The 14572-nt window shown below is 51.5% G+C and carries 14 protein-coding genes; 13 read left to right on the plus strand and 1 reads right to left on the minus strand.

The annotated features are described in order from the left end of the window. Positions 1-30: 30 nt before the first annotated feature. From EBA_RS02100 to phoR, 11 genes are all read left to right on the plus strand, one after another. Positions 31-540: a hypothetical protein gene (locus EBA_RS02100; protein WP_192372775.1), complete on the plus strand. Its 510-nt coding sequence runs from the start codon at positions 31-33 to the stop codon at positions 538-540. Between the two features lie 81 nt (positions 541-621). Beyond that, the gene (locus tag EBA_RS02105) at positions 622-852 is read left to right on the plus strand and encodes an addiction module protein (RefSeq protein WP_192372777.1); all 231 of its coding nucleotides are present in this window, start codon (positions 622-624) and stop codon (positions 850-852) included. After that, positions 852-1148, plus strand: coding sequence for a type II toxin-antitoxin system RelE/ParE family toxin (locus EBA_RS02110; protein WP_192372779.1), 297 nt, complete (start codon positions 852-854; stop codon positions 1146-1148). The genes EBA_RS02105 and EBA_RS02110 overlap by 1 nt, the downstream gene beginning before the upstream one ends. A gap of 91 nt (positions 1149-1239) precedes the next feature. Further along, positions 1240-1512, plus strand: coding sequence for a DUF4242 domain-containing protein (locus EBA_RS02115; protein ID WP_192372781.1), 273 nt, complete (start codon positions 1240-1242; stop codon positions 1510-1512). 155 nt (positions 1513-1667) lie between these two features. Continuing rightward, complete coding sequence (gene mtoX, locus EBA_RS02120) at positions 1668-2978, plus strand: methanethiol oxidase (RefSeq protein WP_192372783.1); 1311 nt, start codon at positions 1668-1670, stop codon at positions 2976-2978. Positions 2979-3399: 421 nt separating this feature from the next. Then, positions 3400-3576 (plus strand): type II toxin-antitoxin system prevent-host-death family antitoxin, encoded by a 177-nt coding sequence (locus EBA_RS02125; protein ID WP_192372785.1) that lies wholly within the window; start codon positions 3400-3402, stop codon positions 3574-3576. Then, positions 3573-3833, plus strand: a complete 261-nt coding sequence (locus EBA_RS02130) for a type II toxin-antitoxin system RelE family toxin (RefSeq protein WP_192372787.1) — start codon at positions 3573-3575, stop codon at positions 3831-3833. The genes EBA_RS02125 and EBA_RS02130 overlap by 4 nt, the downstream gene beginning before the upstream one ends. 450 nt (positions 3834-4283) lie before the next feature. Continuing rightward, a complete protein-coding gene (locus EBA_RS02135) occupies positions 4284-5225 on the plus strand; it encodes a DUF1152 domain-containing protein (RefSeq protein ID WP_192372789.1) in 942 nt (313 codons plus the stop codon). A gap of 556 nt (positions 5226-5781) precedes the next feature. Beyond that, on the plus strand, positions 5782-7698 hold the full coding sequence (locus EBA_RS02140) for a cytochrome c peroxidase (RefSeq protein ID WP_192377142.1): 1917 nt from the start codon (positions 5782-5784) through the stop codon (positions 7696-7698). A 92-nt stretch (positions 7699-7790) separates the two neighbouring features. After that, the gene (phoB, locus tag EBA_RS02145) at positions 7791-8483 is read left to right on the plus strand and encodes a phosphate regulon transcriptional regulator PhoB (protein ID WP_192372791.1); all 693 of its coding nucleotides are present in this window, start codon (positions 7791-7793) and stop codon (positions 8481-8483) included. A gap of 6 nt (positions 8484-8489) precedes the next feature. After that, positions 8490-9764 carry a phosphate regulon sensor histidine kinase PhoR gene (phoR, locus tag EBA_RS02150; protein WP_192372793.1) on the plus strand — a complete coding sequence of 425 codons (1275 nt, stop codon included), beginning with the start codon at positions 8490-8492 and terminating at the stop codon, positions 9762-9764. 7 nt (positions 9765-9771) lie between these two features. Here the strand turns inward: phoR and EBA_RS02155 are convergent, their stop codons facing one another. After that, on the minus strand, positions 9772-11913 hold the full coding sequence (locus EBA_RS02155) for a sensor domain-containing diguanylate cyclase (RefSeq protein ID WP_192372795.1): 2142 nt from the start codon (positions 11911-11913) through the stop codon (positions 9772-9774). A gap of 162 nt (positions 11914-12075) precedes the next feature. Between EBA_RS02155 and EBA_RS02160 the strand changes: the two genes are divergently transcribed. Both EBA_RS02160 and cydB read left to right on the plus strand, forming a co-directional pair. Continuing rightward, complete coding sequence (locus tag EBA_RS02160) at positions 12076-13482, plus strand: cytochrome ubiquinol oxidase subunit I (RefSeq protein WP_192372797.1); 1407 nt, start codon at positions 12076-12078, stop codon at positions 13480-13482. Next, positions 13472-14563, plus strand: coding sequence for a cytochrome d ubiquinol oxidase subunit II (cydB, locus tag EBA_RS02165; protein WP_192372799.1), 1092 nt, complete (start codon positions 13472-13474; stop codon positions 14561-14563). The genes EBA_RS02160 and cydB overlap by 11 nt, the downstream gene beginning before the upstream one ends. Positions 14564-14572 lie beyond the last annotated feature (9 nt).

Genomic DNA, 14572 nt, shown 5'->3' on the forward strand with positions numbered 1-14572 from the left:
TTATGAGCCATTTTCTTTGGGAGGAATCTTTTGAACATCCGATTTATCCTGTTTCCATTATGTTTATATTTAGGAGGATGTTCCGAACAATCGGAAACAAGTTCCTCAACTAAATCAACGCCACCAGTTGTTGAACGTGTTGAAAAGCTGGAAGAGGTGACAGTTGCTGTTTCAGAAAGCCCGACGGAACCCTTAAAACAATCGAAAGCTATCAGTTCAGCACTTACCTCTGATGCAGCGGTAGCAAAGATTTATGAACTTCCTGAAATCAAAGCTTGGTCCGATTACATAGAGCAAAAATCGCAAGGTAAGGTGCATGGCGCAATATTGACTTCATCGAAAGAGCCAAAGGATGTAGATGGAAAACAATATTGGCCGGTTGATTTCTTCGAGAGTCAAGAAACTCATATGCATCGTTGGGAATCCTTTTGGGTGCGCATTGATGGAAAGGAAATATTGGTAGATGATTTGGCCGACGGTCCGATTAGCTTGCAGGACTGGCGGGATCAAAAGAATCCGTTGGAACGGATAAAGTCTTAAAGAACCTTAGACGTGTTGGACGCAGGAAGCGCTACTTGTATAGAGGTAACAAATGTGGATATTACACCGGAGCAACGAATTATGAACAACGACCCTAAATGCATCATCGACGCCGCGATGCAATTGGAACCTGCAATTCGCGCCTTCATTGCTGAAACGCTATTGGAATCCTTGGATTTTGAGGAAGACTTCCCCGTCTCGGCAGCATGGCAGGAAGAAATTCAGCGCCGTTGTGCTGCCATTGATAGCGGAACGGCTCGACTCGTCGATCACGAATCAGCAATGGCTCAACTGCGCGCAAGCCTTGCCTAATGCGTGTTGTTTGGAATGATGAGGCATTGACCGAAGCGAATGCCGCTACCTTGTACTATCGGGAGAAACAAGCGGAGTTGGGACAGCGTTTTGTCGATGCAATCGAGGACGCGGCAGCGAAAATCGCTTACCGGCCATTGCTGTATCGGAAACTAGCGGACGATGTTCGCAAATGTAAACTACCTCACTTTCCTTTCGGTATTGTTTACAGTGTTCGAGAGGATGCAATATACATCCTCGCCGTGATGCATATGCGGCAAGAACCGGGTTATTGGAAGCATAGGATTAAATCGTAAATCAGACGTGACAAATAAAAACCGCTGCCCACCCGGCAGCATTTTTTAACGCCGGTAAATTAGACGACCGGTCATTTATTAGGAGATCATCATGCCCAAGTACATTATCGAACGCGACATTCCCGGCGCGGGCAAGCTGACGCCAGCCGAGTTGCAAGGCATTTCGCAAAAATCCTGCGGTGTGCTTCGGAATATGGGGCCGCAGATTCAATGGCTGCATAGCTATGTGACCGGCGATAAAGTCTATTGCGTCTACATCGCCGACAGCGAACAAGCGATTCGCGAGCATGCCGAGCAAGGTGGGTTTCCGGCCAATCGGATCGAACAAATTACCAGCATCATCGACCCGACTACGGGCGATTAAGCTGAGTTTATGGTTCCCACGCTCCGGTGTACCCGCCGGGCATAAATGGGAACCAGGCCTGGGACGCTCTAGCGTCCCCGAACCGCAGAGCGGTTCAACATGCATTCCCACGCTGGAGCGTAGGAACGATAACAACAACCAGGGGAGAGAACACCATGACATTTAAACTAAGCACCTTCACCGCCGCGTTACTACTCGGCACCGCCAGCCTGTCGGCCAACGCCGACGAAACCTGCGCCTCGCCGTACATGGCGAAAATTACCGGCCAGGAAGATTTTGTATACATCTGGACCTTGGGCGCGGAAGGCGTCGGCGATGAGCAGGACAAGTTGGTCACCGTCGACGTTAATCCCAAGTCCAAGCAATACGGCAAGGTCATTGGCAGCCTGTCGGTGGGTGGTCGTAACGAAGCCCACCATTCCGACTTTACCGATGACCGCAAATTTCTATGGGCCGGCGGTCTGGATACCAACAAGATTTTCATCTTCGACGTGGCCACCGACCCCGCCAAGCCTAAGCTGAGCAAAACCATCACCGATTTCGTTGCCAAAAGTGGCGGCGTGGTCGGCCCGCACAGCTTGTACGCCTTGCCGGGGCGGATGATCATCACCGGCCTGTCCAACAACAAAGACCACGGCGGCCGCACCGCGATTGTGGAATACAGCAACGCCGGCGACTACATCGCCACCTACTGGCTGCCGACCGACAGCAATCTGGAAGGTGCGATCAAATCCGGCAAATACGCGGACGGCTATAACTACGATGTGCGGGTATTGCCGCGCAAAAACCTGATGCTGACCTCGTCGTTTACCGGCTGGTCGAATTACATGATGGACTTCGGCAAAATGCTGGCCGACCCGGAAGCGATGAAACGCTTTGGTAACACCGTGGTGCAGTGGGATTTACATAGCCGCCAACCGAAGAAAGTCTTCGACGTACCCGGTGCGCCTCTGGAAGTCCGTTGCGCCTGGGCGGAAGACCACAACTACTGCTTCACCAGCACCGCGCTGACTTCGAAAATCTGGCTGATTCATCAAGACGACAAGGGCGAATGGCAGGCCAAGGATGTGGCGGACATCGGCGAACCCGCCAAAATCCCGCTGCCGGTGGACATCTCCATTTCCAGCGACGACAAAACCCTGTGGGTTAACACCTTCATGGACGGCATGACTCGCCGCTTCGACATCAGCGACCCGTTCCACCCTAAGCAAGTGTTCGAGCAAAAAATCGGCGCGCAAGTGAATATGGTGTCGTCGAGCTGGGACGGCAAGCGTTTGTATTACACCTCTTCGCTGCTGGCTAATTGGGATAAGAAAGGCGCGGACAACGAGCAGTTCTTCAAAGCCTATAGCTGGGACGGTAGCAAGTTGACCGAGCAGTTCTCGATTGATTTCAATAAAGAGAAACTGGGCCGGGCTCATCAGATGCGGTTTGGGGCATATTCTTTGTATGGTAAAGCGCCTTAGGAGGCTTTTTAGTGTCGCTATCGCGACGGCTTAATTTAATGTCGGGTCTCGGCCCGACGGCCGAGATACTTTCTTTTGCTTGGCCAAAAGAAAGTATCCAAAGAAAAGGCCACCCGGACGCCGCTTGTTTCCTGCGCGCCGAAGCTTTTATCGAGGGTCGGCAGAAGGGGCTTCCCAGCCCCTCCGCCGACGCAGCGCATCCATGCGCTGCCCCTTCGGGCTGATCTCGATAAAAGCTTCGGTGCTCGGCGCGGCATACGGGAGGAACCCCGTCCCAAGTATCGTAGGGCGCATTAGCGATAGGGTACGCATCGGGTACCCTACCTAACTTTATGATGTTTTTTATAAAGGTCACGAGGTATGCAGTATTATCTGAGAGGCGAAATAAGAATGTGTTAGTCGTGTGTCGTGGAGAATAGTCATGAATGCTCAACCTCAGTTTATTACCAATGCGAATGGCGAAAAAACGGCAGTCATTCTGCCAATCGCCGACTATCAAGAACTCATGGAAGACTTGGCTGATTTAGCCGCAATTGCTGAACGAAAAGACGAACCCAATATTCCATTTGAGGCGGCGTTGTCAGAAATAGGCTTATGACGGTCTATGTCCTAGAGATAAAGCGGAGCGCGCAAAAGGAGTTGTCGCAATTGCCTAAGTCGATTGCCGAAAAGGTCGTTACACAAATTAGAGCGCTTGCCGACGATCCGCGGCCTAATGGGTGCAAAAAGTTAGTAGGAACCGAACATAGTTATCGAATCCGAGTAAACGATTACCGTGTGGTGTATTCGGTTTTGGATAGCCGCTTGATTATCCAAGTCATAAAAATTGGGCATCGCAAGGATGTGTACCAATGATTTTGTTGGTGGAGAAGTTATAGGCAGCGAGGGGCAAGAATAGTTAGTGTCGCTGTCGCGACGGCTTAATTTAATGTCGGTTCGCGGACAGACAACCGCGATACTTTTCTTTGTTTGGCCAAAGAAAAGTATCCAAAAGAAAAGACACCCGGACGCCGCTTTTCCCTGCGCACCGAAGCTTTTATCGAGGGTCGGCAGAAGGGGCTTCCCAGCCCCTCCGCCGACGTGCGGCATCCCTGCCGCACCCCTTCGGGCTGATCTCGATAAAAGCTCCGGTGCTCGGCGCGGCATACGGGAGGAAAACCTCACCTGGAGATTGGAAGGTGATTAGGAGATTTATGTGAGAGGTAGAGTACACATCGCGTACCATCTTGAATTCATTGCTTGTTCAAAGCATAAAGTAGGTGCGCAGGGCGTACCCTACCGCACTAACTTAGCAAAAGGTTTTACGTGAACATTCCATTTTTCGATGCGTTGGCAAATGGGCAACGCTTTTTAATTGCTGGGGTTGGCGGAGGATTCGACATTGTCAGTGGCGTCCCCATTTACCTATATTTGCGTCGCCTTGGTAAGCAAGTGGCGATGGCCAATCTTTCTTTCACAGCGTTGGGTTTTTCTAAATGTGAAGAAATTCGCCCTGGCGCTTATCTTGTCAACAAACGATCTGCCGACTTGCCGTATTTTCCAGAGAGGTACATTTTGGAGTGGTTGTCGTCTCGGGGAGAAGAGCCGGCAATGTATGCGTTTTCGAATGAAATTGGCGTCTTACCCTTAAGAAGTGCATACGCCGAAATAGTTGAACGTCATCAAATCGATACGCTGGTATTGGTTGATGGCGGTACCGACAGTCTGATTTTTGGGGATGAACCGGGGATAGGAACAGTTGTTGAAGACGCATGTTCAATGATTGCTGCCAATGGCGTAACCGTAAAACAAAGTTTAATGGCGATGGTAGGTTTTGGAATAGATCATTTCCACGATGTCAATCACCACGCCTGTCTTGAAAATATTGCGACTCTAATCAAGGACGATGGCTATTTGGGAGCTTTTTCTTTAACCAAGGATATGTATGAGGGCAGAGGGTTCCTGGAATTGGTTGATTATCTAAATCAAAATATGCGCGTTAGGCATTCTATTGTTACAAATTCCGTTGCTAGCGCGATAAAGGGTGAATTTGGGGATCACCAAGTGACATCTCGAACCAGTGGTAGCGAATTATTTATAAATCCACTGATGAGTTTGTATTGGACTTTTCACTTGCCTGCTGTCGTTCGGCGAATGGGGTTTGCTGCAAAAATTGAGAACACTACTGAAATGGTCGAAGTTGCTAAATTGATCCGTTCTTTCCGGATTGGAAGTAGGCTAAGGGATCGTAAGGGTATTCCATTGTAAAAACTCATGGCGCTCGCGCAGATCATGCATTGAAATTTTGATCCCGAGAGGGTTTTCCTCCCGTATGTCGCGCCGAGCACCGGAGCTTTTGGACGGACAAATCGGCAGGATAGCCGATTTGCATGCGCAGCACCCGAAGGGCAAGGTACATGGATGTACCGAGTGAGCAGCCCGTAGGGGCGATGCAGGGATGCATCGCGTTGCCGAAGGGGCAGGAAGCCCCTTTCGGCAACCCCGTTCAAAAGCTTCGGCGCGCAGGAAAAAAGCGGCATCCGGGTCGCCTTTTCTTTGGATACTTTCTTTTGGCCAAGCACAAATTCGCCTGGAGCGAATTTGAACAGCCGATAGGCTGGCCCGCAGGGCGAAAACCAGGGACGGTTTTCGTAGCGAAAGTATCTCGGCTGTCGGGCCGAGACCCGACATTAAATAAAGCCGTCGCGGTAGCGACACCACCTCAAGAGTAAACAGCAATCTAATGAAGCTCCCTTATCGCCGTAGTTTATCTTGTCTGAAAGCCGACGCTGGAGCGTCCGCCGCGGCATTCCCACGCTGGAGCATGGGAACGATAGCGTTACTATGCTTTCTCTTTAACTTGGTAACGCCATTAAGCCAAGCTCAAGAAACCAAACCCTTAGCCCCCGGCTACACCGCATTACCATTTGAACCCGCAAAACCCGGCACCTACACGCTGCCAGTCATCACCAAAGCTGCCGACGGCCAAGTAATAACCAGCAACAACCAACCAAAAAACCTCCACGACTTAATGGGCGACAAGCTGGTGTTGCTCAGCTTCATCTACGCCGCCTGCAGCGATGTCAACGGCTGCCCGCTGGCGACTCAGGTGTTGCACAAAATCAGCCGGCAATTGCAAAAACAGCCGGAATTGGCGGACAAACTCAGGTTGTTGACGCTGAGCTTTAACCCCGCGCAAGACACCCCGGAGATGATGCGCCATTACGGCGAGGGTTTTAAAACCGGTGACTTCGATTGGCAATTTTTGACCACCAAAGACGAGGCCAGCTTGCAGCCCATCCTCGGCGGCTACCAGCAAAACGTGCAAAAGGTCTACGATGATAAAGGCCAGTTTACCGGCACGTTTTCGCATTTGTTGCGGGTGTATCTGATCGACAAAGACAAGAACGTCCGGAATATCTATAGTGTGGATTTTCTACACGCCGACACGCTGATCAACGATGTAAAGACCTTGCTGGCCGATGCCAAGCCGGAAGTCGCGCCGGGGCTGGTCCAGGCGGAGATGTTGTTTCAGCCTGGTGACAACAAACAAAATTACCAGCAGACTGATTACCAAACCCGCTCACTGGCGTTGGCGCAGCGGCGTGGCATTCCGGCAAAGCTGATTGAGTTTGCTCAAAAACCTCCGCTGGGTTTGCCGAAGTTACCGGTGCCGAAAGACAATCCGCTGACCAACGCCAAAATCGAATTGGGCCGCAAGTTGTTTTTCGACCGCCGGCTGTCGCTGAACAATACCTTTTCCTGTGCCATCTGCCATATCCCGGAACAAGGCTTTAGTAATAACGAAATGACCTCGGCGGTGGGCATCGAAGGGCGTAGTGTGCGGCGTAACAGTCCGTCTCTGTATAACGTCGGTTACGCGCAATTGCTGTTTCACGATGGCCGGGAAAACAGTCTGGAGCAACAAGCCTGGGGGCCATTGCTGGCGCATAACGAGATGGCGAATCCGTCAATTGGTTATGTGGTGGACAAGCTGAAAGTCAGCGCCGATTATCGCGGGTTGTTTGAAAAGGCCTTTAACAAAGGGCCGACGATGGAAACTATCGGTCAGGCCTTGGCCAGCTATCAGCGCGCCTTGAATGCTGCTGATTCGCCGTTCGATCGTTGGTATTTTGGAAAACAGAAATCTGCACTCAGCGAGGCAGCGCAGCGCGGTTTTAGCTTGTTTACCGGCAAAGCCACTTGCAGCGCTTGCCATACGCTTGACGACAAGTCTGCCTTATTTACCGATCAAAAACGGCATAACACAGGGATCGGCTATGCTGAGTCCATGCAAAAGTCTCCGGAACAGCAAAAAGTGCAAGTGGCGCCAGGCGTATTTGTGGACGTGAATAGCGCCAATCTGAAAGGTCTGAATGCCGAGAAACCCGGCGACTTGGGCTATTACGAGATTAGCCAAAATCCCGCTGACCGCTGGGCCTACAAAACCCCGTCGCTGCGCAACGTCGCACTCAGTGCGCCCTACATGCATAACGGTTCCCTGCCGACTTTGGCGGAGGTGGTGAAGTTTTACAATCAAGGCGGCGCGGTGAACGAAAATTTGTCGCCCTTGCTCAAGCCGCTGGGTTTGTCTGATCGGGAAAGCGCTGATCTTGTAGCGTTTTTAACAGCGCTGACTGGCGGCAACGTAAGCACTTTGATTTCCGATGCGTTCGCCGCACCGGTCGGCGATAGCGGCACGATGGCGCTGCCTATGTCGAGAGCTAGTAAAGGTAGATAGCTTCGGGGGGGTGACCGGTTTTTTGTCACAAAATGGTAATATAGCACTGCTAAATTAGCTCAATCCTTGGACCCTTTAGACTAAACATGCTTATGTCGAACTTGAAAATCCTGGTCGTGGAAGACGAAGAAGCTATCAGGGAGATGCTGGTTATGGTGTTGGAGCAGGCGAATCTGAGCGTGATCGCCGTTGGCAGTGCCGAGCTGGCAAGGGAGAGTCTGGCCGATAACATGGTGGACCTAATTATTCTGGATTGGATGCTGCCGGGGATCAGCGGTGTGGAGTTGGCTCGACGCTTGAAAAACGAACCGGGTTACAAGGATTTACCCATTATCTTGCTTACCGCGCGCGGCGAGGAAGAGGACAAGATTCGCGGTTTGGAAATCGGTGCCGACGATTATGTGACCAAGCCTTTTTCGCCGAAAGAACTCATCGCCCGGATCAAGGCCGTGATGCGCCGCAGCGGCAAACTATCGGAATCCGGCCAGCTTAGTGTCGGCGACCTGACTCTGGATGCCGAGCAACATAAACTGACTATCGCCGGGCGCAGTCTGGAAGTCAGTCCCACCGAGTTTAGATTAATGCAGTTTTTTATGACCAATCCCGATAAGGTCTACAGTCGCACCCATCTGTTGGATCAGGTCTGGGGTCGTAGCGTGTATATCGAGGAACGTACCGTCGATGTGCACATTCGCCGTTTGCGCAAAATTCTGGCTACATACGGTCGAGAGGAGCTGATTCAGACCGTACGCGGTTTCGGGTACCGCTTTTCGATGGCAAACTGATTATTCATGCAGCGTTGGCAGAGGGAAATAAATATCGCTGTTGCTGTACTGATACCGGCTGTACTGCTGAGTTTTTTTGTCGGGCACTTCAGTTATTTTTTATTGGCGATTACGCTATTTCTGTATATCAGGCAGACCATCAGCGTTAATAAGCTGGAGCGTTGGCTGAGCCAGGGCGGGATTGGTGAACGGCCGGATTTTAAAGGGATCTGGGGAGATATTTACTATCATCTGTATAAAATCCGTAAAAGTCAGAAACGCCGCAAGAAAAAGCTGGGCAAGATGCTGGATAGCTTTCGCAAGTCTACCAGCGCCTTACCCGATGCGATTGTGGTGTTGGGCGTTTACGGCGAGATTGAGTGGAGCAATAAAGTTGCCCACGATTTTTTGGGTCTGAAAAGGTCGGATAACGGCCAGCGAATTCCCAATCTGGTGCGTCATCCACTATTCGTTCAATACCTGAAAGATCAGGACTACCATAACAAAATCTGTATCCCGTCACCGGTCAACGAAAACATGTTCTTGCAAATCGGCATCGTTCCGTATGGCGTCGGTCTGCGCTTGTTAATGGCTCAGGATGTGACGCATCTAAAGAATATCGAGCGGATGCGTACCGATTTTGTTGCTAACGTTTCCCATGAATTACGCACCCCGATCACCGTACTGCGCGGCTATCTGGAAACGCTGCAGGAAATGGATGAGGGCAATAGTCCTTATACGCGGTCCTTCCAAAACATGGCCGCGCAAACCGAGCGCATGCAGGTATTGATAGACGATCTGCTGCTGCTGGCGCGCCTGGAAAGCAAGGCCAAAAAATTCGAATGTGTGCTGATAAAGGACTTGCTGGCGCAGGTTTGTCAGGAAAGCGATCTACTGGAAAGAGACGAGCGCCGGGTCGAGCTGATTGTGGACAGCCAAGCCAATCTGCGTGGCGATATGGAGGAATTACGCAGCGCGTTCAGTAATCTGTTAGTTAATGCAATGAAATATTCGCAGCCTGATTCGCCGGTTAAAGTGAGTTGGCGCGGTAAGCCGGATGGCAGCGTTTATTTTGAGGTGGAAGACTTTGGCGATGGGATCGCCAGCGTGGATATTCCCAGGATTACCGAGCGCTTTTATCGCGCGGAAGTTAAACGCAATCAAAAAATCGCCGGTACGGGGCTGGGCTTGGCCATAGTGAAGCATGTGCTGGTCAGGCATGATGCCAAGCTGGATATCGAAAGTCAGCTGGGCAAAGGCAGCAAATTCCGCTGCGTGTTTCCGCGGCAACGTGTGTGCTGAGGGGCGGCTAGAGTTCGGTAGGCGGATTGGCGAATCTGTAACTTTGCGACGCGCATTTTTTGGCGGCGTCCATCGCCGATTGCTTCAGCACTTCGGTAGTATCCGCATCATCAGGGTAAATAGCGATACCGATACGGCAATTGAGTTGGGCTATGTCGTCTTCCAGCGCAAACGGTTCGGTGAGTTTATGAATAATTAGTTTCGCGATGCGCTCCACGCTGCCGATTTTTTCCAGCTCGGTCAGAATAATCGCAAACGCCGCACCATCCATCCGCGCGACTAAATCGGTTTCCCGCACATTAGCCAGCACCCTTTGCGCTGCTTCCTGCAAAATGCAATCACCGTTCGCATAGCCGAAGCGTTCGTTTATCTCTTTGAAGTGTTCGATGTCTATCACCAGCAGTGCCAAGAACCAGCCGCCGCGCTGCGCTTTTTTAATGTCTTGCTCCAGTCTGTCGTAAAACAGGCGGCGATTGCCGATACCGGTTAGCGGATCAAGATTAGCTTGTTTCCACAGCTGTTCCTCACCCAGCTTGCGCTGAGTAATATCGAAAAACAGGCCAATGCGCCGCAGCGGTATACCGTTGCTGTCGAAAATGGTGTTGATGCTGAGTTGCTCGACATACAGTTCGCCGTTTTGGCGTCGATTCCAGATTTCGCCTTGCCACTGCCCCACGGTATTGATGGTTTGCCACATGGCTTCGAAAAAACTTTCGTCCTGGCGGCCCGAGCCCAATATGCTGGCGTTCTTGCCTATCACGTCCTCGGCGGGGTAGCCGGTAATGCGGCTGAATGCCGGGTTAATCGAGACGATGGTGGCGTCTGCGTCGGTGATCATCATCGCTTCGTTGCAATTCTGATAAAACAACATGCCTAGTTGCCCATCTTCGTCGGCCAATTTGTATTCGGTGATGTCTTGCAGAATGCCTGCCATGCGCGTGCTGTTGCCGAGCTGATGACAACCGGAGCCGCGAATCCAGCGGATTTCACCGTCGATTCGACGAATGCGGCATTCGAAATCCCAATTGCTGTGAGCGGCGCGCGCTGTGTGGAAACCGGCATTGACCATGTCGCGATGTTCCGGTACGACATGGCCGAGAAAAGTGTGGTAAGTCCATTGCGGCAACAGCTGGCTGTAGCCGAATATTTGATCGTGTATGTTTGTGCGTTGCACCGAATAGTCTTGTAAATCCAGATCCCAAGCGCCGGTGCCTATGGTTTCCAATGCAAAACTCAAGCGGGCTTCGCTCTGCTGTAATGCTTGGTTAGTTTGTTGTTGATGGAATAAGGTCAGGGCCAGCGGTAAGCCGACACTCGCCAGGATGGACAGATAAAACCAGATATTTAGTAGGCCGCTTTGTAGGTTTTCGGTAGCAAATGGGCCTAACTGATGCAGCAAGCCCCACAGGGATTGAATGGCCGTCATTGTAATTAATAGCAATACGCCGTGACGGCCGAATCTGACCGCGGCCCATACGATAAACAGGAAGGCCCAATAGGCTTGGCCGTAAACGCTCAGCAGGTTTGGAAACCAGCTTAAAAACACTGCTTGGCCGCTCAGAAAACTTAGTCCTAAAAACGCTAGTGTTTCCAACAAGCGTTTGGGGGCGAACCAGTTCTTCGGCCTGTTTCGCCAGACCAAAATCAAAGGCGTGACCAAGGCAATGCCCAAGACGTCGGCCATCCACCAGTGCAGCATGCTGGGCAGTAAAGCTTCCGGTGGCAGATACTTGTTTAAAAGCAAGGTCATGGGGCCGATCAGCGCACTGAAACAGGCGGTGATGATGCCTATCAGCGTCAGCCAGGCAAAATCGCGAGGCTGACGTAGCGATAAGGAGAAATTCGGGTTGCCGAGTAGTAACCAGGCGCCAATCCAGGGTTCCAGGGTATTGCCGATAGCGATACAGACCGAAATTAGCCAGGCGTCGTCGACCAGCATACCGCCAACAAATGCGCCAATAAACACACCCGGCCAATAGCGCTTACCGCCTAACAGAAAGGTGGCCATACCCAGGCCGGCAGGAAACCAAACCAGCGTGACGTTGCCGTTGTCGGAAAAAAAAGCCAGTACCAGTTTGGCCAACAGCGCGTACAAAAGGGCTATGCCAACGATTTTTAGTCCAACGATACAGCGCGGAGTATGGCCCATGAGGATTTGCTATCTGTGTAGGTGAAAGAAAAGTGTATAGCAGTAGTCTGCATTCTCCAGTTTTTCACAGCGGATTTAATGCGAGGCAGTCGAGAAAATCGCAGACAAGCAAGCGGATAACTCTATAATTGCCGGCATTTTGAGCTTGACCGAGGAGTGGGGATGATTTCCGAAACGGTTGTTGCGTTATCGCGGGCGCAGTTTGCGCTGCATGCTGTGCAATATTTTCTAGTCGTACCGTTGACGCTGGGTTTGTCGCTATTGTTGGCAGGCATGGAATCCTGGTTTGTCGTCAGCGGGCAGGGTATCCACCAGCGGATGGCGCAGTTTTGGGGCAAACTGTTCGCCATCGGTTTTGGCTTGAGCATCGCTTCTTCTCTGGCGATAGCCTGTCAATTCGGTGCCAATTGGTCGTATTTTTCGCATTATGTCGGCGACGTATTTGCCATCCCTTTATTGCTGGGTTTTGCCGGCTTATTTATAGCCGCCAATGGGTTGGGCTGGTTTTTGTTTGGTTGGCAGTGCTTGGGCAAGGGGGCGCACCTTTGTGTCACCTGGCTAATCGCTATCGGCTGTCATTTGAGTTTATTCGGTTTTCTGCTGGCCAGCGGCTGGATGCAAAATCCGCTGGGTGCGGAGTTAAACACCCAAACACTGCGGCTGGAGTTGATCGATTTGTCTCAGGTGCTGAGCAATCCTTTGGCGTGGGCGAAATTTGTGCATAGCTTGCTGGCCAGTTATGTAGTGGCTGCTGGTTTTGTGTTGGCTATCAGTGCTTACTACTTACTCAAGCAGCGCGAAACCGAATTGGCGCGGCGTTCTTACCGTATTGCGGCCGTATTCGGTTTGGTGACGGTGATTGCCACCATGGCGATAGGTGATTCCAGCGTTTATGGCTCCGGCGTTATGCAGCATAACAAGCTGGCGGCAATTAACGGTCTGCCCAATGATGCGGCTGTGGAACAAAATCGCCAGCGCATCGGCAATGGCGTAAAAGCCTATGCCTTGCTGCAAGAATTGCGCGATGACAAAAAGGAACCGGAATTGCTGGCGGCGTTTGCCGCTGCCAAAATCGATTTGGGATATGCCTTATTGCTGAAACGTTGGCGAGAGAGCGTGACCGATGCCAGTCCGGGGCAGATAGAACAAGCCGTGCACGCCAGCGTGCCGGCTTCCACTCCACTATATGGGGGATATAGGCTGATGATCGCCGCTGGTGTTTTGCTGTTGGTTCTGTTTGCAGCGGCGAATGCCGTCAATATTATCGGTTGGCGCCATGCCTGGTTATTTAAAGTCAGTCTTTATGCCTTACCTTTACCGTGGTTGGCGAGTGCTAGTGGCTGGTTTATCTCGGAATTTGGCCGGCAGCCTTGGCTGGTCGCGGACATTTTACCCACCTGGCAAGGTGTATCCACGCTGAGCAACATTGACTTAATCATCAGTCTTGCCGCTTACGCTGTGGCGTATGCCGGGCTGTTGGCCTTGGCAGTGATGTTAACTTTAAAATTTATCGAGCAAGGCAGCGCCGACGTGTTGCCGATTGAGCAGGAGCCAAGTTATGTGGCTTGATTATGAAATGCTGCGTCTGGTCTGTTGGGGCGTGTTGGGCTTGTTTGTCATCGGTTTTGCACTGAGCAGCGGTATCGAAATCGGCGTCAGCATACTGCTACCGTTTTTAAATGCCTCCGAACCGCAGCGCGCCGGTCTAGTTGCCAGATTGGCGCCCACCAGTACAGGCAATCAGGTTTGGCTGCTGGTAAGTGTGGGAGTGTTGTTTGCCGGTTGGCCGACGGTGTATGCGGCGAGCTTTGCCAGTTTTCAGTCTTTATTGTTATTGACGCTGCTGTCGCTGTTTGTACGGCCTTTCGGCTTATATTTCAGAGCGAGTATTGGCCCCGAGACCTGGCTGGAAAAATGGGATAAAGCCTTGTTTATTAGTGGTTTGCTGCCTGCGGCATTGCTGGGCGTGATGGTTGGCAATCTGTTAAAAGGCGTGCCTTTTCATTTGGCCAGCGACATGCATATTGCCTTTCTGGGTAGTTTTTCCGGTCTATTCAGTCCGTTTGCATCACTGGTTGGCGCTACCTGCGTGGCATTATTGACAACGCATGGCGCTATTTATTTGCAAACGCATACCCAAGACGACCTTTATCAGCGTAGCAAAGCCCTCGCGATGTCCACTGGCATTGGTTTTTTAGTGTTGTTTGCCTTGGCGGGTGGCTGGATTACCCATCTGGAAGGCTATCACGTCAGTACCGACATTCTGCCGAATGGCGTTTCCAATCCCTTGACCAAATTTGTGAAGCGCGGCGATGGTTTGTGGTTGGACAATTACGAGCACGAGCCGGCCTTGTGGGCGTTGCCGGCGTTGGCCTTTGTTTGCGGGATAGCCGCGTTGGTGCTGTCCCGTCTGGATAAGGCTTATTGGGCGCTACTGGCCAGTGCCGTGATGGTGGTTATGGTAATTCTGACCATGGGTGTTTCCATGTTTCCGTTTTTGGCGCCGTCCAATATCTCCTTGAACAGTTCGCTGACTATTTGGGATGCCAGTGCCAGTGAAAACACGTTAAGCTCGTTGTTGTGCTTGACCGGCTTACTGTTACCGGTTATGGCCATCGCCACGCGCGGCCTATACAAAATGTTACCTTGAGTACAGTGA

The sequence above is a fragment of the Methylomonas albis genome (assembly GCF_014850955.1).
Lineage (GTDB): Bacteria > Pseudomonadota > Gammaproteobacteria > Methylococcales > Methylomonadaceae > Methylomonas > Methylomonas albis.